The following is a 26,308-nucleotide window of genomic DNA, read 5'->3' as shown; positions in this document are numbered from 1 at the left end:
TATCCCACCTATTTTAACATAATCACTGCGGTGTGTATATATGAGAATTTCTATTTTTTTCTAAAACATTTCTTAAAAAAGTGGAAAAATTTTCCCGATTCTCCCGCTAAATTGTCGTAATTCCTGCGTCGATCAGCCTCTGAAGTGACATGAGGATTCCCAGCTTTGCATGGTACCAGGTCAGACCGCCCTGGAAGAATACGGAATACGGCGGCTTAATGGGGCCGTCTGCGGAAAGTTCGATGGAAGAGCCCTGGATAAAGGCTCCGGCAGCCATAATTACCTGGGAATCATATCCCGGCATATCCCACGGCTCCGGCGTCACAAAGCTGTCCACAGGAGCTGCCGCCTGGATGCCCTCACAGAAGGCGATCACGCCCTCCGGCTTTCCGAAGGTAACTGCCTGGATAATGTCATGACGGGACTCAGTGCTGTTTGGAACCACGTCAAAGCCCAGCTTCTCGTAGATGGCCGCAGCAAAAATTGCCCCCTTGAGAGCGCCTGCAGTAACAGTCGGAGCCAGGAAGAGTCCCTGGAACAGAGACTGGTTCACGCCGAGGCTGGCCCCAACCTCTCTTCCAAGTCCAGGTGCCCCCAGACGGTAGGAGGCATTCTCAACACACTCCTTCGTACCCGCAATATAGCCGCCGATAGGAGCCAGGCCGCCTCCTGGATTTTTGATCAGAGAGCCTACCACCATGTCTGCTCCCACATCACTGGGCTCGATGGTCTCCACAAACTCTCCATAGCAGTTGTCAACCATGCAGATAACATCCGGCTTTATGCTCTTCACAAAAGAGATTAGCTCCCCGATGCGGGCTACAGACAGCGTGGGTCTGGTCGCATATCCCTTGGAGCGCTGGATGGTCACCAGCTTCGTCCTGTCATTTATGGCCTCGCGGATGCCCTCAAAGTCAAAGCTGCCGTCCGGCAGGAGATCTACCTGTCTGTAGGTGATGCCGTATTCCCGGAGAGAGCCGTTGGATTTTCTGATCCCAATTACTTCCTCCAGGGTGTCGTAGGGCTTTCCCACAGGGGAGAGCAGCTCATCGCCTGGGCGAAGGTTTCCTGCCAGCGCAGTGTAAAGAGCATGGGTTCCGCAGGTAATCTGCGGGCGCACCAGAGCATCCTCTGTATGGAATACGCTGGCGTATACCTTTTCCAGCGTTTCCCTTCCCAGATCATTGTAGCCGTATCCCGTAGTTCCCGAAAAGTGGATATCGCTCAGCCTGTTCTCCTGCATGGCGGAAATTACCTTGAGCTGGTTAAACTCCGCATTCTCGTCGATCGCCCTGAACCGCTCTCTTAAGCTCTCCTCTATCTTTTTTCCGAACTCAAGCACCTCTCTGCTGATTCCGAGTTTTTCATACATTCCCGTTAATTCCATTTTGTATTCCTTTCTGCCTTATCTTATTCTATCTTTCCCTTGTCCTGCTCTGTTCCTTCCTCATTTTTCCTGTCAGCAGAACGGATCTGCCTGTGTGGAAAGGTCCTGCGGCAGTCGTCAAGCACCGCTTTAAGCATTCGCTCCCTGTCGTTTCCAAAGGCCTCCAGATTCAGCCATCTCACGTCCCTCTCTCTCTTAAACCAGGTAATCTGCCGTTTGGCGAAGTGGCGGGTATCCCGCTTTATAATATAAACGGCCTCGTCAAGAGAGCACTCTCCGTTCAGATAGTCCAGAATTTCCTTGTACCCCAGTCCCTGCATGGAAACCATATCCCTGGTATAGCCCATGTCTCTGAGAGTTTTTACTTCCTCCACCAGTCCTGCTTCAAGCATCCGGCTTACCCGCTCGTCGATCCGGCTGTAGAGAACTGGGCGGGGCAGGTCAATTACATAATATAAAAACTCATAGGGCGAAAACTTTTGCCTTTCTTCCCTGTTGTGTTCCGAGATCTTCCGCCCGGTCTGCCGGTAAAATTCGATGGCCCGGATCACCCTTTTTACATTATTTTCATGTATCGCATCTGCAGACTCGGGATCCACCTCCCGCAGCAGTTCATGGAGAGCCCTGGGTCCCTTCTCCCTGGCGGTCTGCTCCAGCTCTCTCCTGATTTCTGTGCTCTCGTCTGTCTCTGTGAAGTCGATGTCATAGAGGAGAGCCTGAATGTAAAATCCGGTTCCTCCTGCCACAATAGGAATATGCCCGCGGCTGTAAATTTCTTCCATGGCCTTTTTCGCCATGGACTGAAACTTCACTACATTGAAGTCCTCCGACGGCTCCAGCACATCGATCAGATGATGGGGAACTCCATCCATCTCCTCCTCTGTCACTTTGGCGGATCCGATGTCCATATGGCGGTAGACCTGCATGGAATCTGCGCTTATAATCTCTCCCCCGATTCTCTTGGCCAGCTCAATGGAGAGAGCCGTCTTTCCCGACGCCGTAGGACCTGTGATAATAATAAGAGGACGTTTCTGTTCCATGTCTTAAATCTCCTTTCCCGCCTGCGCCGCAGGCAGGCTCATTCACTGTCTCACTCAATACCCTATACTATCCGCTTAAATTTCTTTTCCAGCTCATAGCGGCTCATAGAGATGATCGTGGGCCGGCCGTGAGGGCAGGCATAGGGATTTTCCAGCTCCAGAAGCTCGTCGATCAGGGCCCTGGCCTCCGCCTCAGATAAACGGTGGTTTCCCTTGACAGCCGCCTTGCAGCTCATGCTGGCGATCTTCTCATTGAGCAGATCGGAATTTCCCCTGTCCATCTCGTCAGACAGTCCGTCTATCATCTCCATGAGAAGCTCCTTTTTGGCGATGGAAAAGAGGTTTGCAGGGACCGCCCGCACTGCATACTCCCTGCCGCCAAAAGGTTCTATCTCAAAGCCGATTCCCGTAAAATGCTCCATATATTTTTCTAAGAGGAGTTTCTCACTGCTGTTCAGGGTGAGAATGATAGGAGGGTTAATCATCTGGGAGGTGTATTCCCGGCTCTTCAGAGAGGCCACTGTCTTTTCGTACAGAACCTTCTCGTGGGCCGCATGCTGGTCGATAATATACAGGCTGTCCCTGTACTCTACCAGCCAGTAGGTGTCAAACAGCTGGCCGATGATCCGGTGTTCCTCCCTGGCCTCCCGGCTCAGAAGCTTAGGCTCAAACAGGCTGAGCTGCCCCTTAGCCTTAGCAGCCTGCACCCTGGCAGCTCTCCCGCTTTCATCCTCATCAGAAGCCCCCGGGGAACGCACCCCAAGCGATTCCTGCTCTTTTGCAGGAGCATGGATCATTCCCATCCCGGGGCCTTTTCCTGCCTCTGAAAGGTGAGAACCGTATGCTGAAGTATTTTCCCTGAGAAGTCCGCTTCCCGGAAGGGGCCGTGCCTTTTCTGTATCCCTTTCCATATTCTTTTCCGTATTTTTTTCCATATCCTTTTGGGGCACATCTTCCCTTGCGGGCCCTCCAGACTCTGTCCCTGGGTTTTTATCCGGCTGACTGTCCTGCCGGAGCGCTTCCCTTTCTATTGGAATTTCCGGAGAGAGAAGGGCCTTTCTCTTCCTCTCAAAGGGCTCCGGCCGGTCAAAGCGCACCGGCTTCAGAGCCGGACGGTTTTCTCCGTATCCTGCCGGACCTGAACCGGTCTTCCCGGACAGCTCCTGCGACCTGTTCTCTCCCCTCTCTGTCCTCTCAGAGCCAATCCCTACCTCCGGGATCAGCTCCCTTCCTGCCAGGGCCATAGACACCGTGTGGTAGACCATTTTGTAGATCATCTCCCCGTCGCGGAAGCGAAGCTCCATTTTGGCCGGATGTACGTTGACATCCAGGAAGGAGGACTCGATGGCAAAATGCAGCATGGTAAAAGGATACTTATGCTGCATCATAAACGGCTTATAGGCATCCTCGATGGCCTTGTTTATAAGGCTGCTCTTAATGTACCTGCCGTTGATAAAATAATTTTCAAAATTTCTGTTTCCCCTGGCAATCAGCGGCTTTCCGATAAAGCCTGTCACACGCACCGGATCCTCCCCCATATCTACAGGGAGTAGATTTGAGGCGATCTCCCTTCCGTAGATGGTATAGATAATGTCTCTCAGGCTGTGGTTTCCCGAGGTATGCAGGCGGCTCTGCCCGTTCTGGATAAAACGGATGGAAACCTCCGGGTGGGAGAGGGAAATCTTCTCTACCAGATCCGCAATGTGGGCCCCTTCCGTGGCCGGCGTTTTTAAAAACTTCCTTCTGGCCGGCGTATTGTAGAAAAGGTTTCTCACCAAAAAGGTTGTTCCCTCCGGTGCCCCCACCTCCTCAATGCTCTTCTCCTCCCCTCCGTCGATGCAGTACCTTGTCCCGGACATGCTGTCCTCTGTCTTTGTGATCAGCTCCACCTGAGCCACGGAGGCGATGCTGGACAGCGCCTCGCCCCGAAAGCCCAGGGAGGCCACGGTAAACAGATCCTCCACCGTCCTGATTTTGCTGGTGGCGTGGCGCAGAAAGGCGGTGGGAATCTCCTCCCTTGGAATGCCGCAGCCGTTGTCTGTCACCCGGATCAGGCCGATTCCCCCTTCCTTGATTTCAATGGTCACCGCCGTAGCCCTGGCGTCAATGGCGTTTTCCAAAAGCTCCTTCACCACAGAGGCAGGCCGCTCAATCACCTCTCCCGCCGCAATCTGGTTGATCGTATTCTGGTCAAGTACCCTGATATTTGCCAATCCCTCTTCCTCCTTGCTCGCAACTGACAGACGGCCGGCCGCCGGCCTCCTGCCTATTTATCTGCTTCCCATCGGTTTTTAAGCCGTGACTGGAACTTGTCAAGAGTCACCAGAGCCTCCACCGGAGACAGGCGGCTGATATCGATCTCCATCAGCTCCCTGATGATATCCTCCTCCCGCACGGTGTCAAAGATGGACATCTGCTGAAGATCCACTTCGTCCGGCCTCTCCACGCTCTTTTTCGGCTGTACGGTACGGCTGCCGGACGCAATCTCCTTGGCCCTCGCCGTAATATCCGCGTCAGACAGCTCCTCCACCAGCTCCTTGGCCCTTGTGATCACCTGTTCCGGAACACCGGCCAGCTTGGCCACCTGGATGCCGTAGCTCTTGTCTGCCCCTCCCTTTACGATCTTTCGCAGGAACACAATATTGTCCCCTTGCTCCTTCACTGCGATGCAGTAATTGTTGACGCCGCTTATGGCGCCCTCCAGCTCCGTCAGCTCATGGTAGTGGGTGGCGAACAGTGTCTTGGCACCCAGCGTCTTCGTGTTGCTGATATACTCCACCACCGCCCAGGCGATGGACAGGCCGTCGAAGGTGCTGGTTCCCCTTCCGATCTCATCCAGGATCAGAAGGCTGTTTCTCGTGGCATTGCGGAGGATGTTGGCCACTTCCGTCATCTCCACCATAAAGGTACTCTGTCCCGAAGCCAGATCGTCTGAGGCTCCGACTCTGGTGAAAATCCGGTCGCAGAGACCGATGTTGGCCTCGTCTGCAGGCACAAAGCTGCCAATCTGAGCCATCAGTGTGATCAGGGCAGTCTGCCTCATATAGGTGGACTTTCCGGCCATATTTGGCCCGGTGATAATGGAAATGCGGTTCTTCCCGTTGTCCAGATAGGTGTCATTGGACACAAACATGTCATCCCGCATCATCTGCTCCACCACCGGATGGCGGCCGTTCTTAATGTGGATGACTCCCCTCTCGTTGATCTTTGGCTTCACATAATTATGCCTGGTGGCCACTGTGGACAGAGAGATCAGCACATCCAGAAGGGCGATGGCCTTGGCCGTCTGCTGAATCTTTTCCACCTGGGCTCCTGCCGTGTCCCTGACCTGGCAGAACAGATCGTATTCCAGGGAAAACAGCCTGTCTTCCGCTCCCAGAATGGTCCCCTCCAGCTCCTTCAGCCGGTCTGTGGTAAAGCGCTCCGCATTGGTGAGGGTCTGCCGGCGCACAAAGTAGTCAGGCACCTGGTCCTTAAAGGAGTTCGTCACCTCGAAATAGTAGCCGAACACCTTGTTGAACTTGATTTTCAGATTTTTAATTCCCGTCTTCTCCCTCTCCTCGGCCTCCAGAGCAGCCAGCCAGTCCTTCCCCTCTGTCTTGGCATGGCGCAGGCGGTCAGCCTCCTCGCTGTAGCCGTCCTTGATGATGCCTCCATCCCGGACAGAGATCGGCGGATCGTCCACAATTGCATGTTCAATCAGCGCCGTCAGCTCCTCCAGGGTGTCCATGCCGGAATCCACCTCCCGCAGCAGGTCTGCTCCAAACTCCCCTAAAATTTTCTTGATGTGCGGCAGCATGGCAAGGGAATTTTTAAAGGCAATCAGGTCCCTCGGGTTGGCCGTCTTGTAGCTGATCCGGCCAATCAGCCGTTCCAGGTCGTAAATGGCGTTCAGGTACTCTGCCATCTCCTCCCTGGAAATATAATTCATATTCAGCTCCTCAATGGCATTCTGCCTTGCAAGGATTCCTTCCCTGTCAATCAGCGGCTGCTCCACGAAGGAGCGCAGCATCCTGGCTCCCATGGCCGTCTTCGTCTTATCCAGCACCCAGAGCAGCGTCCCTCTCTTCTGCTTCTCCCGGAGGGTCTCCGTCAGCTCCAGATTTCTTCTGGTGGAGGTGTCAAGCATCATATACTGCCCTGTGGTGTAAGGTGTGATGGCAGTCAGATGATCGAGGGTGCTCTTCTGGGTTTCATAGAGATAGGAGAGCACGGCTCCGGCTGCGATAGTCCCGGCCTCGTACTCGGAAAGCCCCAGTCCGTCCAGGTGGTTTACATGGAAGTGCTCCCTGAGGAGTCTCCGGCAGGAATCATCAGAAAAGAACCTGTTTTCAAGGGCCGTCACCACCACATGCAGGCGGTTCTTCAGCTCCTCCAGGTCGACACCGGACATATAAAACGCTTCATTGCAGATAATCTCCGACGGGGCAAACTTGAATATCTCGTCGAGAAGCGTCCGCTCCGACTTTACCTCTGTCACCAGATAATCTCCTGTACTGATGTCAACAGATGAGATGCCGAACATCCCGTCCATATACACAATTCCCATCAGGTAATTATTCTTTGACTCCTCAAGGGCCTGGGAATTCGTGATCGTTCCGGGCGTCACCACGCGGATAACCTCCCGCTTTACAAGGCCCTTGGCTGTCTTTGGATCCTCCACCTGCTCGGCGATGGCCACCTTATACCCCTTCTGCACCAGCTTGTTCAGGTAGCTTTCCACCGCGTGATAGGGAACTCCGCACATGGGGGCGCGCTCCTCCAGACCGCACTCCTTGCCGGTCAGGGTGATCTCAAGCTCCCTTGAGGCCGTCTTGGCGTCCTCGAAGAACATCTCGTAGAAATCGCCCAGCCTGTAAAAAAGGATGCAGTCGGGATACTGTTTTTTCGTTTCCAGATAATGAGTCATCATTGGTGATAATTGTGCCACTGTCTGTCCTCTCTTCTATCTTCTCTATAGTATAACGGCCGCCGCCCGGCCGTCCCTTACAGGGAGGCCGGGCCGCAGCTTTTCTTATTTCATTCTCTTTATGGTTTCTCTGTCTAATCTTCCGCACAGATGGGCTAGCGCTGAATGGACGGGTCCGTCGGATCCCAGTTCTGGCTGTTTGAGATAGGAATCAGATCCGGCTTGTCAAATGGAGAAGCCACATTTGAATCCTCGTAAATCTCAACTGTAGTTCCAAGTGCGCAGTTGTCATACACCCACTTGGCATTTTCGCAGGTCAGGCGCACGCATCCCAGAGAACGGGAAACGCCCAGCCCATTGTATCCTTCTGTGTTGAGCTTGTAAATATCCGGCTCCGCATAGGTGATGGAGTGGAACAGGAAGCCCTGGGTAATTCTTGTAGCCCACTGAGTGTAGGTGTCATTTACCATAAGTCTCCATCTGTACTTCTCCGGTGTCTTGAAGGTTCCAAGCGGCGTGTCATCGCCCACAGAGGTCAGCATAGCCTTAACCGGGATAATATAGCCGTTGTCTCCATCCTTTGCATAGATGGTAGAGCAGTTGAGCGCTTTATTTACCTTGATCACATAGCTGCTCTGCTTGCCGATCAGGCTGTCCACATCCTGCACCAGACGGCCGGACGGCTCAAAGTAGAATTTCAGGCCGTCGATATACTGCCAGCCGGAAACTGATTTTCCATCCTTAAAATAGAACTTTTCATGGTCGTAGGAAACCCAGCCATTGTACGGCGTTCCATTATGGTTTGTCATCGTGCTGCCCTCAGGCGCAATCCTGATGTAATTGGTCAGTTCATTTAAGTAACGGCCTGCAACAGAGACAGGTCCCGGCTGTCCCTTCGGCACAAGCATCACCTCAATGCTGACCAGGTGCTCGCCCAGATTGCTGGTACCTGCTATCTCCCCGTTCTTGGCCCAGCCCATCTTTCCCTGTCCGCTGGAAATAACGCAGTAGTAAATATCATAGTCTCTCTCTGCGTCTCCGGTGAGGACAATCTCGACGGCCTCCACGTAAGTAGAAGCCTCTGTGCCGCCGGAGGGGCCTCCGTCGTGATTCCACCAGATAAATCCGCCGTTGTTTACATATGGGCGGTAGGATACCCCGCCGATTCCGTTGTAGTTATTGAGGGTCATGGACAGATTTGTCACCTCTGTGCCCACTCCCTGAGTGTAGGATACGCTGACATAGGGGGCTGTGGAGGCCTGCTCCTCCTGCTGCGTCTCTTGGCCCGTATCGGAAGGTGCCGTCCCGTCTGTCCCCGTCTGCCCCTGATCGGCAGGAGTTTCTGCACCCTGTCCGCCGGCATTCTGGCCGCCTTCCTCTGCTCCCGACGGCGCACCCTGATTCTGCTGCTCTTTCTGCTCGATTTCCAGTCCTGGACCGGTAGCAGTCTCCTCTGCGGCAAAGGCTGTGCTTCCTCCCCCTACTGTCATGGCTGCTGCCAGAAGAAGCGCGGCGGCTCTTAAGTTTCGCTTTTTCATATGTATATCCTCCTTAACGGTTACATAATTTTCCCATATAATAAAAACCCTTTGATTCTTCCAAATAGACATCCACGATTTTTCCAATCAGCTCCCTGCTGCCCTCAAAATGGACAGTAATGTTGTTGGACAGTCTTCCGGTCACCATCCCTTCCGCGTGGGTGTCAGGCTCCTCCACGAGAACTTTCTGAACGGTGTGGACATCCCTTCCGCTGATCTCATTTGAGATTCTCTGCACCTCACTTAACAGACGGTCAAACCGCTCCTTAATCACGTCCTCCGGCACCTGGTTTTCCATCACTGCCGCCGGAGTTCCCGTGCGCTTTGAGTAGATGAAGGTAAAGGCGCTGTCATAGCGCACCTTTCTCACCACATCCAGGGTTTCCTCGAAGTCCTCTTTCGTTTCCCCGGGAAATCCCACAATAATATCCGTGGTCAGGGAGATGTCAGGGATAGCTGTCTTAATCTTTTCTGCCAGCGCCAGATACTGCTCCTTTGTGTATCGCCGGTTCATCTGTCCCAGGATCCGGCTGCTGCCCGACTGAAGCGGCAGATGAAGGTGGCGGCAGATCTTTTTGGAATCACGCATCACCTCTATCAGCTCATCTGACAGATCCTTGGGATGGGACGTCATAAAGCGGATTCGCTCAAGCCCTTCGATCTGCTCCACCCGGCGCAGAAGCTCTGCAAAGGTAATGGGCTCCGGCAGATTCTTCCCGTAGGAATTCACATTCTGGCCAAGGAGCATCACCTCCACCACGCCGTCTGCCACCAGGCCTTCAATCTCCTTTATGATATCCTCCGGCCTTCTGCTGCGCTCCCTGCCTCTCACATAGGGAACAATACAGTAGCTGCAGAAGTTGTTGCAGCCGAACATGATGTTGACTCCCGATTTAAACGGATATTTTCTCTCGCTGGGAAGATCCTCCACAATCTTGTCTGTATCCTTCCAGATGTCGATAACCATCTTTCCCGTGTGCAGGCGGGCAAACAGAAGCTCTGCCAGCTTGTAGATATTGTGGGTTCCGAAAATCACATCCACAAAGCGGTACGTCTTCTTGATTTTTTCAACCACCTGATCTTCCTGCATCATGCAGCCGCAAAGGCCGATGAGCATGCGGGGATTTTTCTTTTTCAGGCTGTTCAGATAGCCCAGACGGCCATATACCCTCTGATTTGCATTTTCGCGGACTGTACAGGTATTATAGAGGACCAGATCGGCCTCCTCCGTATCTGTCTTTACAAAGCCCGCCTCCAGAAGAATCCCCTCCAGCTTTTCTGAATCGTGAGCGTTCATCTGGCAGCCGAAAGTCTCAATGTGGAAGGTGACAGCTTCCTTTCCCTCCTCCGCCTTCCAGGCTTCCACAGCCTCCCGGCAGCGCTCCATAAAATAATTCTGGCGCTCCGGCTCCGCAGACGGGGCAAGGTTCCATCCCTCCGTGTATGTTATATTTTTTAAATCCATTCACAGGTTCCTTTCCGTATCAAAGTTCCGCCCCTTATCCTGGGGCGTCCTGGCAGCAGAATGGACGTTTTCCTCCAGACCTGGCCAGCATCTACAGATTATAACATAAATGCCTGCCAATGGAAATACCAAAAAATCTGTTAATTTCTTACAGAATTATAACAGATCGGCTGTTCCTTTGCAAAAAGACAGCAAAACGGCCGGTAATCCTTTCTGCCTTTTTTGCAAAGGCAGAAGCGCTCCGGCCGTTTCAAATACTGTTCGGATTTCTGATCGTCTGTCTCCCGTTTTTTGTTCCTACTCCCTGATCTGTCCGTTCCCGTAGATGATATACTTTGTCGTCGTAAGTTCCTTAAGCCCCATGGGCCCTCTGGCGTGGAGTTTCTGGGTGCTGATTCCAATCTCTGCTCCAAAGCCGAATTCAAAGCCGTCCGTAAACCGGGTGGAGGCATTCACATACACGGCCGCCGCATCGATCTCATTTAAAAACCGCTGAGCATGTTCATAGTCCCTTGTGACAATCGCTTCAGAGTGTCCTGTATTATACGTGTTGATGTGTTCAATGGCCTCGTCTAAGGAATCTACCAGCTTCAGAGAGAGGATGTAATCCAGATACTCCCTGCCCCAGTCCTCCGGCTCAGCCTCCTTCCACTCCGGCATAATGGCCCTGGCCTCCCGGTCTGCCCGGATTTCTACCTGCTTCCTGTCCAGCCTCTCCTTCAGCCTCGGCAGAAACTCCTCTGCGATCCCCTTGTGTACCACCAGCGACTCGCAGGCGTTGCACACGCCGATCCGCTGCGTCTTTGCATTAAAAATAATATCCAGAGCCATATTAAGATCCGCACTCTCATCCACATAGATGTGGCAGTTGCCCGTCCCGGTCTCGATAACAGGAACCGTGCTGTTCTCCACCACAGTCCGTATTAATCCTGCCCCGCCTCTGGGAATCAGGACGTCCACATACTCATTCAGACGCATAAACTGCCTTGTGACCTCCCTGTCGGTGTCTGTGATAAGCTGAACCGCGTCCGCGGGAAGTCCGGCCTCTGAAAGTCCCTTTCTCAGCCATTTTACGATGGCCTGGTTGGAACAGAGGGCATCACTGCCGCCTTTGAGAATCACCGCGTTTCCCGTCTTAAAGCACAGCCCGAAGGCATCGGCCGTCACATTCGGCCTCGCCTCATAGATGATTCCCACAACGCCCAGGGGAACTCTCTTCTGTCCGATTAAAAGTCCGTTTGGACGGGGCTTCATGGAGATTACCTCCCCGATTGGATCCTCCAGCCCTGCAATCTGGCGGATTCCCTCCACCATAGCCGACAGGCGGGCCGGATTCAGTTCCAGACGATCGATCAGGCCCTGGCTCATACCGTTTTCCGCCGCGCGGATCACATCGTCCTGGTTGGCCGCAAGGATCTCCTCCTCTCCCTCCAAAAGAGACTGGGCCGCCGCCAGAAGTCCTCTGTTTTTTTCCGTTGAGCCCAGATTATTTAAAAGCCTCGCGGCCGCCTTTGCCTTCTTTCCAGTTTCAATCAGCATCCTTTGCCTCTCCTTTCTCTTTCCGTCCCCCTATTTTCTTTTCAGGCATCTGTCCGGTGTGACGATGCAGTCCATCCTCACATCGTGTTCCTCGGATAAAACCGCATCTGTCAGCTGAAACTCATAGCAGATGGCTGCCTTCCAGTGCACAGGCTCCCTCTCGAAAAACCGGTCGTAGAAGCCTCCGCCATAGCCAATCCTGAAAAAATCTCTTCCAAAAACAAGTCCCGGAACAATAACCGGCGCAGTCTGCTTCTCTGCCGGACGGCAGGCAGGGCCCGGTTCCGGGATATTCATAAAGCCAGGCTCTATATCATCAGGCCCCCCGATATAGTAAAAGAACATTTCCTTCCCTTCCACTCTCGGAAGCGCCACGCGGACTCCCCTTGAAAGGAGGTCTCTGATGAGAAGCTCAGTGCCCGCTTCATTCCTCACATCCGCATAGCAGTATACGGTATCCGCCTCCAGAATCTCCGGCAGAGCCAACAGGCGCTCCCGGATCCTGCTGTCCCAGACAAGGCGCTCCTCCCCGTTCAGTGCTTTCCGGGCAGACAGTATCCTGCTTCGCAGTTCCCCCTTTGAAAGCCCTGAAAGAGCGGGCAGGTGAACAGATAGTTTCCGTCTTTCCATAGCCTTTCCCTGTGTTCTTTTCCCGTTTTCTCAGCTCTTTACCGTTCCCACATTTCCGTATTTCCTGCCGAGATCGGTGATGCTTCCGTCCTTTTCCTTAACCTGAATGCTGTTTAAGGTTCCGCGAAGATTTTTCCGAATCGCCTCTATATACTCTTTTCTCAGAGCGGCCTGCTCCTCCTGCTCCTCCGGTGAAAGCCCTACAGACTGGCTTTTGTGGTAGAGGGCATTAATCCTGTCTATTTTTTCCTGATTCATCTTTGTCATCTCCTGCTGTTATTGCATTTTATCTTCCGCCTGTTACCTGTTTTCCAGGTAGTCACTCAGGCTGAAATTTTCATCTTTTTTTTCTACAAACAGAGTTCCCCTGTCTTCTCCGTCCAGGATCTCATAGATCACATCCAGGCGTTCCGCATTGGCAATCACCATGTCTGAACCGCTTCCCATGGCAATCTGGGCTGCCATGAGCTTGGCGGACATTCCTCCGGTGCCTACGCTGCTGCCCGCGCCCTTTCCCATGGCTAGAAGCTCCGGAGTCAGTTCCCTCACGACCGGGATAAACTGGGCCTTTGGATTCTTGTTGGGATCGTCTGTGTAAAGTCCGTCAATATCGGACAGAAGAAGGAGAACATCTGCTCCTATCAGCGCCGAAACAAGGGCTGATAGGCGGTCGTTGTCTCCGAACTGAATCTCATAGGTGGATACCGTGTCATTCTCATTGACAATCGGCACAGTCCCCAGCTTTAAAAGCTCGTCAAACGTATTTCTCGCGTTAAAGCGGGATTCCTCGTTGGTCATGGTGTTCTTCGTCATAAGGATCTGAGCTGCCGTCTGGTTGTACTCGGCGAAGAGCTTCTGATAAACCATCATCAGCCTGGCCTGACCCACAGCCGCAAAGGCCTGCTTTTCAGAAATCTTCCTTGGCCGCTCCGTAAAACCCAGGGCCTGCCGTCCCGCTGCAATCGCACCTGAGGAAACCAGAACTACCTCCTTTCCCTGTCCCCGCAGATCACTGATTACCCGAACCAGCTTTTCAATTTTCTGAAGGTTCAGATCTCCAGTCTCCGGGTGCGTCAGGGACGATGATCCAATCTTAATCACAATCCTCTTTTTCTCTCTCAGTGCTTCTCTCTCTGCCGTCATCCTCTTATCCCCTTTCTGCGCTGCTCCATCCTGCGTTTCGAAATATGCCGAAGCATTTTCTGAAAGTTTACACCAAACGGCGCGGTTCGTCAAATTCTTTTTCAGAGCCCATCAGTTCTCGGGCCTCTGAAAGCGCCTGACAATGGCTTCCGCCACCTTAATTCCGTCCATAGCCGCCGAAGTGATGCCTCCCGCATATCCGGCCCCCTCCCCGCAGGGATAGAGCCCTCCAATGCTTCCCTCCAGAGTTTCCCCTCTGCCGATGCGCAGCGGGGAGGAGGTTCTGCTCTCTACGCCTGCCAGAATAGCGTCCGGCCGGTCAAAGCCGCGGATCATTTTTCCGAAGGCCTCCATGCCCTCCCTGAGGGAGGCACAGAGGGCGGCAGGAAGCACCTGATTGAGGTCTGCAAAGGCGGTTCCTCCCATAAAGGCCGGCTCTACATCCCCAAAAGATCGGCTTACCCTGCCGTCCCTGAAATCGCCGTAAAGCTGTACCGGAATATTTCCGCCTCCGGCCCTGAAGGCCGCCTCTTCCAGCTGCCTCTGGAAGGCGATTCCCCCCATGGCCGTGGCCTCCGGGAAATCATCCGCCGTAACGGTCACAATCAGAGCGCTGTTTGCATTCACTCCCTCCCTGCTGTGATAGCTCATGCCGTTGACTGCAAGCCTTCCCGGCTCCGAGGACGCGTTGACCACATAGCCGCCGGGGCACATACAGAAGGAGTAGACGCCGCGGCCGTTTGATGTCTGTCTCGTCACCTTGTAGGGAGCGGCTCCGAGCTCTCCCGGCTCCTCCATGCCGTACTGGGCGAGATTGATCTGCTTTTGGGGGTGCTGGATGCGAAGTCCCACAGCAAAGGCTTTGGCTTCCATCTCAATCCCCTTCTTATACAGAACCTCAAAGGTGTCACGGGCGCTGTGCCCCACTGCCAGGACAACCGCCTCGGCCGGAATCACCTCTCTTCCCCGCACAGGATGTTCTGTCTCAACGAAAGCAGCCTTTCCTCCGCGGATGCCAATATCTGCTGCCTTCGTCTGAAAGCGCACCTCCCCTCCCAGGGATGTGATCTCCGTCCGGATATGCTTCACCACCCGGGCCAGCACATCAGTTCCCACATGGGGCTTGCTGGAGTAGAGTATGGAAGGGTCTGCCCCTGCCTCAGTCAGAATTCTGAGCACCTCCCCATTTCTGCCGGAAACATCCTTTACCAGAGTATTCAGCTTTCCGTCAGAAAATGTTCCTGCTCCTCCCTCTCCAAACTGTACGTTGGATTCAGGGTCGAGAATTCCCTCCTCCCAGAACCGTTTCACCTGGGCCGTCCTTGTGTCCACGTCGGCTCCCCTCTCTAAAATCACAGGGCAGTAGCCGGCCCTGGCAAGCATCAGGCCGCAGAACAGTCCCGCAGGGCCGCAGCCGATAATCACCGGGCGCTCCTTCAGCCTCGGTGCCTCCCTGCCCGCCTCCGGAAACTGGTAGCGTTTCTCCTTTGATATGGCAATATTGACATTTTTTGCCCGCCTCACAGCAGACTCCTCATCTCCCTCAAACTCCACGTCCACCGCGTAGATATAGAAGAGTTCTCCCTTCTTTCTCGCATCAATGGACTGGCGCCGGATATGGAGAGAGCGAATCCTTGTCTCCGGCTGACGCAGCAGCTTTGCCGCTTTCTTCTGCAGATCCTGTCTTTTGTGATTCACCGGCAGCTTTAACTGATTGATCCGTATCATCCCATTGTCCCTGCGTGGATTCCGGCCACCGCACCGGTGCTCCACGCCCATTGCAGATTATATCCTCCGCAGATACCATCTACATCCAACAGCTCTCCTGTCAGATAAAGGCCTTTCTTTATTTTTGATTCCATCGTGTAAGGGTTTATGTCCCGCACATCCACTCCCCCGCAGCACACCTGGGCGTTTTCAAAGGGATTGGTGGACACAACCTCTGTTTCAAATTCTTTAAGAAGCCGGGCCAGAGCCGAAAGCTCCCGCTCCGTAAAGCTCTCCGTCTGGCGCTCAGGACGGATACCTGCCATGCGCAGAAACAGAAGGGCCAGCTTCTTATTTAACCACCCGTTAAAAAAGCCTTCCCCGCTCCGCTCTGCCAGAAGCTCTCTCCTCTCCCTGAGGAAACGGCCTGTTTCTTTTTTTCCCATATCCGGACAGAAATCGATCACTGCCGTAACCTGCTTTTTTTCGTAAAGCGCCCGGGCGGCGAACCGGCTCACCTGAAACACAGGGATTCCGGAAATTCCGTAGTCCGTCAGCTGAAGCTCCCCGCAGTCAGAGGCCAGCTCCTCCCCCTCTGCCAGAATTTTCACCTGGACGTCGGTTCTGACCCCCGCTATCTGCTTAAAAAACGGCTCCCTGCACCGAAGCTGCACCAGTGCCGGCAGAGGAGTGAGGATCCTGTGTCCCAGCTTTTTTGCCAGCTTATATCCGCTTCCGTCTGATCCGGTGGCCGGCGCCGCTTTAGAGCCGGCGGCAAGAATCAGGGCATCCGAAAAAAATGTCCCTCTCTCGCAGGTCACTCTCCACTTTTCTGCCGGACCTTTCGGCGCCTCTATATGTACGGGTCCGCATTCTGTGACCACAGCCACACCCCGAAGAGAAAGTTCCGCCCTCAGGGCATCCAGCACCGACGAGGCCTGTCCGGAAGCCGGATAGAGATACCCGTTTCTGTCCTTCAGCACAATGCCGAGATCTTCAAAAAAAGCCTCCGTGTCCTCTTCCCCAAACCGGCTGAGCACCTCCATGGGAAATTTCGGCACGCTGCAGCGATAGCAGCCAGGTTCCATACGGCGGTTGGTCAGATTGCATTTTCCATTGCCTGTAGAAAGAATTTTCTTTCCAACCCGATCCATGTGTTCCAGAATCGTTACCTCAGCGCCCTGCCTGGCTCCAAAAATCGCAGCCGCCATCCCGGAGGCTCCGCCGCCTATGATAAGTACGTGTTTCTTCATGACAATTCTCCTGTCCTTGTTTCCCTTCCCGGCTAAAAAGCCGCAGAACCGGAACGCCAAACCGGAGATAACTTTCTCCGGCCGCTTTTTCCTCCGGGGCTGCCCGGCCGTGGCGGGATAATGGTTAAGTATACATGAACCTGTAAAAAAGTGCAATCCGGCAGTTCAGACTTCTCTGTTCGTACTCCTGTCACCCTCCGCGCTCTGTTCTGCCGCATACGGCACCGGCAGGGCCTTCAGAAGCTTCAATCCTCAGGCCCAAGCGCCCATGCATGCGGAAAAGACCGCGCCCGTTCCGGCTGTATTCTCCTAGCTCGTAAAAGATTCCAGGTAGTTGAGTACCTCGATCATGGATGAGAACCAGATTCCGTCTAAAAGACGCTCCTGCTCTGCCAGCGGAAATTCTGCCAGAGGCATATGGGTATCCAGAAAGACGGAGCTTCTGTCCTTGGCAAATACCAGGAGAAATCCATTTTCAGACACCAGACAGTATTCCTCTCCTGTCTCCCTCTCCATTCCAGGCGTCCCCGCCTGGCTTAAACTGTCTTCCGATATCCGGCCCTCTGCCTGCTGCGCCTTTACAAGACTTCCGGGCAGTCCGGCTGCCATCCCGCCCCCGGACTGGTCCCCGTAAGCCTTTCCGGCTCCTGTCTGATCTTTTTCTGACTCCCGCCCGCTGCTGTCCGCCTCATGCTCCTGCGTCACAGTTTCCGATTCCAGAACTGCTCCGGGAACCGGGCTGACCGGCTCAGGCCTTTTAGAGAGCAGGAACACTCCCGCGCCGATTCCGCCGATGAGAAGCGCGGCAGCAGCAATTACAGCTATATAATAATACCGTTTCATGGAAAAAGTCCCTCCTTAACGAATAGTATCGTCAAGAGGGACTTTTTTAAACGCCTGCAGGCGAAAAATGCCGGAAAATTGTTTTCTCACAGTAAAAGAAGATAAGACGTCCCTGATTTTACTGGAGAATTCTGAGCTTCCTGGCGGTTTTCAGAATCCTGGTGCCTCCGGGCATTGTCTGAAGTTCCTGCGCATCCACCCCGCCAATTTTTAACAGCAGGATGCCGTAGACTAAGACACCCGCCAAAACAGCTCCCACAGTTGCAATTCCACTGCCTCCAAAAAGGCGGGAAAGCCCCTGGTAGCAGCCATAGGCCGCAGCACCCATGACGGCAGAGGCGGCCAATGGAATGATGAAAGTTCTCTTAAGCTCCTGGCGGTAATGGAGAATCCTCCGGATAGAGAGCCAGTTGAGCAGGCAGATAATCACTGCAAACAGAATATTGGCAAAAAGGACGCTGTAAATTCCCCAGTGAAGGCCCATCAGCATCACATAGAGGGCCGCCACATGGAGCACCAGGGCTGCTGCCGCATGTCTGACCGGAAGATTCATATGACCCAGTCCCTGCAGAATCGCATTCATCACAGTGGAGAGAGACAGGAAGACGATGGCGGAGGACCCCCACACCATCATTCTCACCGCCTCGGCCGTATCACCGCTGTGAAACAGCAGGCGGTTTACCGGCTCTGCCAGTACCGTAAGGCCCACAGCCGCCGGAATGGCAATCACCATGGAAAAACGGATAGCCATTCCCGTCTTTCTGGCCGCTTCCCCCCTCTGCTTTCTGGCCACTGCCGCCGCCAGAGAAGGAATCAGGGAGGAGGACAGGGCATTTGCCATGGCTAACGGCACATGCACCAGGAGAAGGTACTTGTTGTTGTAGATGCCCCAGAGAGCCAGGAACTCCTCTCCCCTTCCCAGGGCGTCCATCCCGTAAGCCATAATGCTGTTGTCCAGCACCGCATTGATATTGTAGACGGCGGAGCTCAGAATAACAGGCATCACTGTCATAAAAAAGACACCTGAAATATGTCCGTAGGATTCTCTGCTGCCCTGCCTGTCCCTGCGGATCTTTTTCTTCATAAAGGGACGGTATACGGCGAAGAGAAACAGCATAAACAAAAGCGCAGTCAGGGCTCCTGCTCCGGTTCCTATGGTGCCTCCTGCAGCCCCGAAAGCCTCCGGGTAGCCGGTTGTCTCAAATACCCGGTTGGAATCCAGGCCCACCTTAAAGAGTACGCCTGCCGCTGTCACGCTGATAGCAGCGTTTACAATCTGCTCAAATATCTGGGAAACAGCAGTGGGAATCATAGTGCCGTGGCCCTGAAAATATCCCCTCAGAACCCCCAGATAGGCCATAATCCAGATCGTCGGGGCCAGCGTCCTGAGGGCATAGACGCAGAACGGCGTTTTAAAGACTGTACCCGCAAAAAAGCTGCCGAAATGCCAGACCACGCCGCAGGCCACGCCGCCGGCGCAAGTGGCGTAGACCAGAGCGGCACAGAGTACCCTTGACGCATTCCTGAACTCTCCCTTTGCAAGCCTCGCCGACACCAGCTTGGAGACAGCTAACGGAAGACTGTAGGAGGACAGGATCAGCACAATATTGTAGACATTAAAGGCAGTGGAATAGTAGCCCATTCCCTCATCGCCTATGATATTCGTCATCGGGATCCGGTAGAGAAGACCGATCAGGCGCACAATGATTCCGGCAGCTGCCAGAATAGTTCCCTGAACTACAAAGCTTCCGGTGCGGGACTTCGGGCGGGCAGCCGCCATTCTGGAAGCCTCTCTCCCCCTCTTTTCTCCCGTCTCCGGCCGTCTTCGCAAGCCCTCTGCCTGCCTGGCCCGCTCAGAGGGTCTTAGTTCCCGCTCACTTCTGTCCTCTGAAGACATCGGACGCCCTGCGTGGGCCTGCCCCTTTCCGCGGCTGCGGCGCGGCTCTGAAAAGAGGCGGCTTCGCCCCTCCTCCATGGAGAAGCCATCTTCCCCCTGCCTGGCAGCCGGCCCGGCCTTCTGCCGCCTCTCCTGCATGGGACCGCCCGAAGGTTCTCTCCTTCCCCTGGAGCTGCCTGTCCCATAGGCGCCTGAGCCGGGGCGCCGCATATCCCCGTTTCCCCGAAGGGCAGCTGTTCCCTGCTCCGGCCGGCTGTGCTGTACTTTCTGCCGGCTGCTGCCAGACTGGCTTTCGAGGACAGCCTGAATATCCTCCACTGTGAGGACGGTCTTTTCCGGCCTGTGATCTTTCTGCCTTTTCCCTGCGTTTTTCCTTCTCATAAACAGGCCCGCCTATCTCGTGTAGCCTTTAAGGCTGAGGATCGCTTCCTGCTTCTTCTCCATCACCAGGCGCTCTTCCTCCTCCATGTGATCATACCCGAACAGGTGCAGCATGCTGTGGGCAGTCAGGAAGGCCAGCTCCCTGGCCTCTGAGTGGCCGTATTTTTCTGCCTGCTCCTCCACCTTATCTACTGAGATGACAATATCGCCTAAAAGCAGCTCTCCCGTTTCCGGGTTGAAGTAATCCTCCGGCCGTTCTTCCAGCTTCTCAAACTCTGCCGGCTGTTCATAGTCAGCCATGGGAAACGACAGCACATCCGTGGCCCGGTCGATGCCCCTGAACTCCCGGTTGATCCGGTGAATCTCCTCATCATCTGTCAGGAGCACATTGACCTCCGCCTCATAGGGACAGGCCTCATAGTCCAGCGCGGCAAGCACAACCTCCCTGATAATCGTCTCATATGGCAGGTTCAGCTTTTTCTCTGCCTCGTACTCAATTTGAATCGTCATGGTATATCCTCTCTTCCTCGTCCGTATCCGCCCCTACTTTTTTCTGCCTTTTTTCACTTCGGCAAGCCTGCCCCTGTTTAAGGTAAGACGGCCGGACTTTTTCTCCCTCTCTTTTTCCTTCTGGCGGTCAGCCCTCTGCTCTTTTTTCTCATAGGCATCATAGGCCTCCACAATCTTCTGCACCAGAGGATGGCGCACCACGTCACCGCTGGTCAGGTAGCAGAAGCCGATATCGTCAATCCCCTTCAGGACGCGGATCGCTGTGTCAAGACCTGACGCGGCCCCGGCCGGAAGATCCTTCTGGGACTGATCTCCCGTCACAATGACCTTGGAACCAAAGCCAATACGGGTCAGAAACATTTTCATCTGAGCCGGCGTCGTGTTCTGTGCCTCATCCAGGATAATAAAGGCATTATCAAGGGTGCGGCCTCTCATGTAGGCTAAGGGAGCCACCTCAATGAGCCCCTTTTCTGAATTGTGCATGTAGCTTTCCGCTCCCATAATCTGATACAGGGCGTCGTAAAGGGGGCGCAGGTACGGGTCGATCTTGCTCTGCAGATCCCCTGGCAGAAATCCCAGCCGCTCTCCCGCCTCGATGGCAGGGCGGGTCAGGATGATCCGGTTTACCTCCCCGTTTTTAAAGGCCTGGATCGCCATGGCCATGGCCAGATACGTCTTTCCCGTTCCGGCAGGGCCGATGCCGAATACGATCATCTTCTTCCGAATCAGGTCCACATACTGCTTCTGCCCCAGGGTTTTTGGCTTTACGGGTTTTCCGTTGATCGTACGGCAGATAATATCCTTATCAATTTCCAGAATTTTATCATCATTCTCCGTAAAGGACAGAGAGAGTGCATAGTCTACATTCTGCTCTGTGATCGCATTCCCCCGCCTTGAAAGCTCCAGCAGGTTGTTAAACACGCTCTTTGCCTGCCGGATGGCGTGCTCCGGCCCGATGATCTTCAGGGCTCCGTCCCTGGCTATCATCGTCACATGGAGGGTACGCTCTATTTTTTTCAGGTATACGTCAAACTGTCCGCAGACATTCCGCTCATGCTCCATGGGGATATCGATAATGGTTTCCATCACACTCATTTTCTGTCTCTCTTCTCCTTTAGCCATATTTCACCTTCCCCCGCCGGGCAGGAAGAGCAGAAAGCAGAGGGCCGCCTGATTATTAAGACTCCCCTTCTGAGGGCTGCTCCTGCTCCATTCCCATCTCAACCGGCGCGGGACTGCCTGCCGGTTCCTCCGTGATCATTTCCAGGCGAAACAGACAGGCTGAATCATTATCTAGTATTGTAACATTATTTTCAATAATTTGTACCCCCTTTTCTATTAATTTTGCCTCCGTCTCCCTCCTGTATTCCTCGGCCATAGCCGAGAGCTCTTCCTCCGTATATTTTGTCCAGTAGCTGACCTGCTCATCTGCCCTGATCGTCCCGCCAAAAAACGGCAGGTAAAAATTCTTCCCGATCCTGGCCTGAAAGGTCTGGGCGGTATAGCTCCATTCCCTCTCCTCAAAATCCGGCATCAGAAGCGTAAAATCCTTCCCAAACGCCTGGACAAACAGCCCCCTTCTCTGTCTGCCGGTAAATACCCGTTTTTTATGCCACAGGGAGATCTCCTTCTCCTCTGTCCTCTCTCTTCTCAGAATAATATCAGCGTCTGACCGCACCATCCGCTCCGATACCACCTGTCCGGAGTCGTCGGTGATGGACAGCCTGCCGCTCACAAGCACCTGCCCCGGTTCCACCACGTCGCCGGGCCTTGCCGCAGGCGTCCCGCTTCTCACTACCATGGAAAGAATCTCTCCCCCTGCATCTGCCACCAGATCGCAGGGCGTTTCATCTTTTTTTGGAACCGTCAGCACCACCTGGTTTTCCTTCACATGGATGTAGAGCCTGGTCCCCTCCACCCGGGCAGAAACCCAGGTAATGTCGGGAAAATTGTTCCGAATCTGGCCTTCCAGCCACTCGCAGTCCACCTGTTTTTTTCGCATTCCGCAGCGGATCTCCTCTGTTTCCAGATAGTGCATCAGCTCATTGTCCGAGTGGCGCAGATTTCCCTGGAAATCAATCTCCCACACAAACAGGGAGAGGAGATAGAGTAGCAGAAAAAACAATAGAAAGCCAAGGGCCCACAGCCCTCTTTTCCTGTTTCTGTATAAAAAAAAGGGAAGTCCCGTTTTTTCAAGGATTTTAAGCCTCACACCAGACTTCCTCACAAAGGGGCGGCAGGAGAAAAATCCCCTGACAGTCATATAAAATTCATATTCCGCGCCAGCGCATGAAATCTTCCAGATCTCCACCTCTCCCTGGCCGCAGAGGTTAAAAAAGCGCTCCGGCGAAAGCCCCTGCAGCCTCACCTTCACCGCCCCTTCCCGGTAATGCCTCCACGCATTCATCTGCTCCCTCCCTTACAGCGGTTCAAATACTGCCGACCGGATCGCCCCGGACAGAAGAAGCTGCTCCCTGTCAAAGTAGGTAATCCGAAGGCGCTTTCCCTCTATGGTGAGGCGGCCGTTTTTCCCCTGGAGCTTCAGTACCGTATCTGTATACAGAATAATGCTCCTGTAGTTCTCTACCAGAGCGCCTCTGCTGCCTGTAAAGGTCAGAAGCATGTCGCCGAGCATGACATCCTCCGGCAGGCTCAGCGCCGACACCACAGCCCGTTTCTGCCTGTCAAACAAGCAAACGCCGCCTTTCCCGATCTTCATACCCAATATATGAAAAAAGCCAGGCTTCTTATGCCTGACCCGGTTCAAAGGCGGAGGGGAGCCGGAAGGAATTCCTCTCGTCTTCCCTCATTCTTTGCGCATAAAAAAGTGTGCGCCAAGGCGCACACTCGCGCGGGGCGCAGAAGCGGCATTTTCCTCTCCAACCCAGTGCGATCCCCTCGGAGCGTTTTTATACAACAGGAAACTTCGTTTCCTGTTGTATAAAAAATTCCCGGCCGATAGACAGCCGGGAATTTTGTCTTGATTAATTGTATTTGCGTTTTCTAGCAGCTTCGGATTTCTTCTTACGTCTAACGCTTGGTTTCTCGTAATGCTCTCTCTTGCGAATCTCCTGCTGAATGCCAGCCTTTGCACAGTTTCTTTTGAATCTGCGTAAAGCGCTGTCTAAGCTTTCGTTATCTTTAACGATTACATTTGACATAGCTCACACCTAACCTCCCTTCAGTTGTGTAATAAGTGCATATTAATACAACTGTTTGGGCATTTTTTTAGCACTGTTATGATTATACCACAAATCCCGTATTCGTCAACAGGATTTTTACAAAATTTGAAAATTTATTTATATTTTGTCGGTTCGGCGCCAGAAGCATCTCCTGCAGAGCGGCTATTTCACCTGCTCTGCGATTACCTCCTCAGCCTTTCTGAGGGCATCCTCCACGCCGGCCGGGTTCTTTCCGCCGGCCTGAGCCATGTTGGGACGTCCGCCGCCGCCGCCGCCCACCAGAGAAGCGATGGCTTTGATCAGGTTTCCTGCATGAGCGCCCTTCTTCTGGGCTCCCTCCGTAGCGGAGGCCATCAGGTTCACCTTTCCGTCCTGGACGGAGGCAATGACAACCATGCCCTCGCCCAGCTTCTCCTTGAGCTGATCGCCCAAATTTCTCAGACCGTTCATGTCAACGCCGTCCACCCTGACTGCCAGGAGCTTCACGCCGTTTATCTCCTTTACCTGGTTTAAAACGTCGCCGAGGGAGTCATTGGCCAGCCTGCTCTTTAACTTCTCGTTCTCAGAGTGAAGGGCCTTCAGCTCATCGAGCATCGCCTGCAGCTTGTCGTGAAGGGCGGTCGGTGTGCTCTTCACAAGCTTGGCAGCCTCGTGAAGCTCCTGCTCCATCTCATGATAGTAATCCATAAGCCCTGTGCTGGTCAGCGCCTCAATACGCCTTACGCCGGCTGCAATCCCCGCCTCGGATACGATCTTGAATGCAGAGATTGTGCTGGTGTTCGGCACATGAGTTCCGCCGCACAGCTCGGTGGAGAAGTCTCCCATCCTTACCACGCGCACACTCTCGCCGTACTTTTCTCCGAACAGCGCCATAGCCCCTGTCTTTTTCGCTTCCTCAAGGCTCATAATATCCGTTACAACCGGAAGGGAAGCCGCAATCTCATCATTTACCATTTTTTCAACTGCCGCAATCTCATCAGGAGTCATAGCGGAGAAATGGGTAAAGTCAAAACGGAGTCTGTCTTTTGTCACAAGGGAGCCCGCCTGCTCTACGTGAGTGCCGAGAACCGTGCGCAGGGCCTTGTGAAGCAGGTGTGTGGCAGAGTGGTTTCTGGCCGTGAGCTCTCTGTTCTCCTTATTCACGGTGAGCGTCACCTGATCGCCTACCTTGAACATTCCCTTTGTGACAGTTCCCACATGGCCTACCTTGCCTCCCTGGAGCTTGATTGTATCCTTTACCTCAAAGGTGCCGTTCTCTGTGGAGATCACGCCGATATCTGCCTGCTGTCCGCCCATGGTGGCGTAGAAGGGGGTTTCCTTCACAATAATCGTTCCGTTCTGTCCGTCCGTCAGAGCCTCCACCAGCTCGTCCTCCGTGGTGAGTACGGTGATCTCAGACTCATGCACCAGCCTGTCGTACCCCACAAACTCTGTGGTGACAGCCGGATCGATGGACTGGTAAACCGTCACGTCTGCTCCCATATAGTTTGTGGTCTTTCTGGCTGCCCTGGCCGCATCCTTCTGCTTCTTCATGCAGGCAGCAAAGCCCTCCTCGTCTACGGAGAGGTCTCTCTCCTCCAGAATCTCCTTGGTCAGATCCACCGGGAAGCCGTAGGTGTCATAGAGCTTGAACGCGTTCTCGCCGGAGAGTACTTTCTCGCCCTTCTTTGCCATCTCAGACTCCATCTCATTTAAAATGGAGAGTCCCTGGTCGATGGTCTTGTTGAACTTATCTTCCTCCTCAGTAAGGACTTTGAAGATCATAGCCTTTTTTTCATCCAGCTCCGGGTATCCGTCCTTGGAAAGCTCGATGACGGTTCTGGAAAGCTCTGCCAGGAACTTGCCCTCGATTCCTAACTTTCTTCCGTGACGGGCCGCACGTCTTAACAGCCTTCTGAGTACATAGCCCCGTCCCTCGTTGGAAGGCATGATTCCGTCGGAGATCATGAAGGTGCAGGACTTGATATGATCCGTCACGATTCTCAGAGACACATCTGTCTCGTGATCCTTCTGATACTCCTTTCCTGCCAGGGCGCAGACGCGGTCAAGGAGAGCCTTGTTTGTATCAATCGTAAACAGGGAGTCCACGTCCTGAACGATAACTGCCAGACGCTCCAGGCCCATTCCGGTATCGATATTCTTGTGCTCCAGCTCTGTGTAATGGCCATGGCCGTCATTGTCAAACTGGGTGAATACGTTGTTCCACACCTCGATGTAGCGGTCACAGTCGCATCCTACGGTACATCCCGGCTTTCCGCAGCCGTATTTCTCGCCGCGGTCGTAATAGATCTCAGAACATGGACCGCAGGGGCCTGCGCCGTGCTCCCAGAAGTTGTCCTCCTTGCCGAAGCGGAAAATGCGCTCTGCCGGAATTCCCATCTCCTTGTTCCAGATATCGAAGGCCTCATCGTCATCCTGGTATACAGATGGGTAGAGGCGGTCAGGATCCAGTCCTACAACCTCTGTCAGGAATTCCCAGGACCAGTGAATCGCCTCTGTCTTAAAGTAATCTCCGAAGGAGAAGTTTCCGAGCATCTCGAAAAACGTGCCGTGGCGGGCTGTCTTTCCGATATTCTCAATATCTCCTGTACGGATGCATTTCTGACATGTCGTCACACGTTTTCTCGGCGGAATTTCCTGGCCTGTAAAGTATGGCTTAAGGGGCGCCATACCGGAATTGATGAGCAGCAAGCTGTTATCATTATGCGGAACCAGAGAAAAGCTCTTCATCGCCAGATGTCCCTTGCTCTCAAAGAATTCCAGGAACATCTTTCTCAGTTCGTTTACACCGTATCTTTCCACGTTGTTTCCTCCTGCCTGTTACATTTAAGTAATATTTTTATCCATTGGTATATCCTATCACATGAAGAACGGTTTTTCAAGG

Annotated in this window: 20 protein-coding genes; all 20 read right to left on the bottom strand. The window is 53.7% G+C overall.

Going from position 1 to position 26,308, the window contains the following annotated elements; translation table 11 throughout:
- Window positions 1-106 precede the first annotated feature (106 nt).
- On the bottom strand, window positions 107-1,387 hold the full coding sequence (locus tag DW757_RS01040) for a methionine gamma-lyase family protein (RefSeq protein WP_008398175.1): 1,281 nt from the start codon (window positions 1,385-1,387) through the stop codon (window positions 107-109).
- Between the two features lie 23 nt (window positions 1,388-1,410).
- The gene (gene miaA / locus DW757_RS01035; protein WP_118750728.1) at window positions 1,411-2,427 is read right to left on the bottom strand and encodes a tRNA (adenosine(37)-N6)-dimethylallyltransferase MiaA; all 1,017 of its coding nucleotides are present in this window, start codon (window positions 2,425-2,427) and stop codon (window positions 1,411-1,413) included.
- 62 nt (window positions 2,428-2,489) lie between these two features.
- Complete coding sequence (gene mutL / locus DW757_RS01030; protein WP_118750727.1) at window positions 2,490-4,640, bottom strand: DNA mismatch repair endonuclease MutL; 2,151 nt, start codon at window positions 4,638-4,640, stop codon at window positions 2,490-2,492.
- Window positions 4,641-4,693: 53 nt separating this feature from the next.
- Complete coding sequence (mutS, locus tag DW757_RS01025) at window positions 4,694-7,339, bottom strand: DNA mismatch repair protein MutS (RefSeq protein ID WP_182433231.1); 2,646 nt, start codon at window positions 7,337-7,339, stop codon at window positions 4,694-4,696.
- Between the two features lie 152 nt (window positions 7,340-7,491).
- A complete protein-coding gene (locus DW757_RS01020; RefSeq protein WP_118750725.1) occupies window positions 7,492-8,874 on the bottom strand; it encodes a L,D-transpeptidase family protein in 1,383 nt (460 codons plus the stop codon).
- Window positions 8,875-8,887: 13 nt separating this feature from the next.
- Window positions 8,888-10,339: a tRNA (N6-isopentenyl adenosine(37)-C2)-methylthiotransferase MiaB gene (gene miaB / locus DW757_RS01015; RefSeq protein WP_008398165.1), complete on the bottom strand. Its 1,452-nt coding sequence runs from the start codon at window positions 10,337-10,339 to the stop codon at window positions 8,888-8,890.
- Between the two features lie 297 nt (window positions 10,340-10,636).
- Window positions 10,637-11,878: a glutamate-5-semialdehyde dehydrogenase gene (locus DW757_RS01005; protein WP_087381574.1), complete on the bottom strand. Its 1,242-nt coding sequence runs from the start codon at window positions 11,876-11,878 to the stop codon at window positions 10,637-10,639.
- A gap of 30 nt (window positions 11,879-11,908) precedes the next feature.
- Window positions 11,909-12,508 (bottom strand): 5-formyltetrahydrofolate cyclo-ligase, encoded by a 600-nt coding sequence (locus tag DW757_RS01000; RefSeq protein WP_087381576.1) that lies wholly within the window; start codon window positions 12,506-12,508, stop codon window positions 11,909-11,911.
- Between the two features lie 30 nt (window positions 12,509-12,538).
- Entirely contained in the window at window positions 12,539-12,766 is a 228-nt protein-coding gene (locus tag DW757_RS00995) for a DUF896 domain-containing protein (protein WP_087381579.1), read from the bottom strand.
- A 42-nt stretch (window positions 12,767-12,808) separates the two neighbouring features.
- The gene (proB, locus tag DW757_RS00990; RefSeq protein ID WP_118750724.1) at window positions 12,809-13,651 is read right to left on the bottom strand and encodes a glutamate 5-kinase; all 843 of its coding nucleotides are present in this window, start codon (window positions 13,649-13,651) and stop codon (window positions 12,809-12,811) included.
- Window positions 13,652-13,762: 111 nt separating this feature from the next.
- Window positions 13,763-15,379 (bottom strand): FAD-dependent protein, encoded by a 1,617-nt coding sequence (locus DW757_RS00985; RefSeq protein WP_118750723.1) that lies wholly within the window; start codon window positions 15,377-15,379, stop codon window positions 13,763-13,765.
- Window positions 15,376-16,611, bottom strand: coding sequence for an NAD(P)/FAD-dependent oxidoreductase (locus DW757_RS00980; RefSeq protein ID WP_118750722.1), 1,236 nt, complete (start codon window positions 16,609-16,611; stop codon window positions 15,376-15,378). The genes DW757_RS00985 and DW757_RS00980 overlap by 4 nt, the downstream gene beginning before the upstream one ends.
- Before the next feature lie 309 nt (window positions 16,612-16,920).
- A complete protein-coding gene (locus DW757_RS00975; RefSeq protein ID WP_008398153.1) occupies window positions 16,921-17,454 on the bottom strand; it encodes a hypothetical protein in 534 nt (177 codons plus the stop codon).
- 118 nt (window positions 17,455-17,572) lie between these two features.
- Complete coding sequence (locus tag DW757_RS00970) at window positions 17,573-19,732, bottom strand: polysaccharide biosynthesis C-terminal domain-containing protein (protein ID WP_347559949.1); 2,160 nt, start codon at window positions 19,730-19,732, stop codon at window positions 17,573-17,575.
- Window positions 19,733-19,744: 12 nt separating this feature from the next.
- Window positions 19,745-20,242 (bottom strand): rRNA maturation RNase YbeY, encoded by a 498-nt coding sequence (gene ybeY, locus DW757_RS00965; RefSeq protein WP_008398151.1) that lies wholly within the window; start codon window positions 20,240-20,242, stop codon window positions 19,745-19,747.
- A gap of 33 nt (window positions 20,243-20,275) precedes the next feature.
- Entirely contained in the window at window positions 20,276-21,364 is a 1,089-nt protein-coding gene (locus DW757_RS00960) for a PhoH family protein (protein WP_008398150.1), read from the bottom strand.
- Between the two features lie 55 nt (window positions 21,365-21,419).
- On the bottom strand, window positions 21,420-22,649 hold the full coding sequence (locus tag DW757_RS00955; protein ID WP_118750721.1) for a sporulation protein YqfD: 1,230 nt from the start codon (window positions 22,647-22,649) through the stop codon (window positions 21,420-21,422).
- Window positions 22,650-22,661: 12 nt separating this feature from the next.
- Window positions 22,662-22,934: a YabP/YqfC family sporulation protein gene (locus tag DW757_RS00950; RefSeq protein ID WP_021966797.1), complete on the bottom strand. Its 273-nt coding sequence runs from the start codon at window positions 22,932-22,934 to the stop codon at window positions 22,662-22,664.
- A 292-nt stretch (window positions 22,935-23,226) separates the two neighbouring features.
- On the bottom strand, window positions 23,227-23,403 hold the full coding sequence (gene rpsU / locus DW757_RS00945; protein WP_003504099.1) for a 30S ribosomal protein S21: 177 nt from the start codon (window positions 23,401-23,403) through the stop codon (window positions 23,227-23,229).
- Between the two features lie 183 nt (window positions 23,404-23,586).
- Window positions 23,587-26,193, bottom strand: coding sequence for an alanine--tRNA ligase (alaS, locus tag DW757_RS00940; RefSeq protein WP_243033281.1), 2,607 nt, complete (start codon window positions 26,191-26,193; stop codon window positions 23,587-23,589).
- Window positions 26,194-26,308 lie beyond the last annotated feature (115 nt).

Source organism: Clostridium sp. AM29-11AC (genome assembly GCF_003480545.1).
Lineage (GTDB): Bacteria > Bacillota > Clostridia > Lachnospirales > Lachnospiraceae > Otoolea > Otoolea saccharolyticum_A.
The sequence above is the reverse complement of the archived record's forward strand: the minus strand, read 5'-3'. Positions and strand labels throughout refer to the sequence as shown.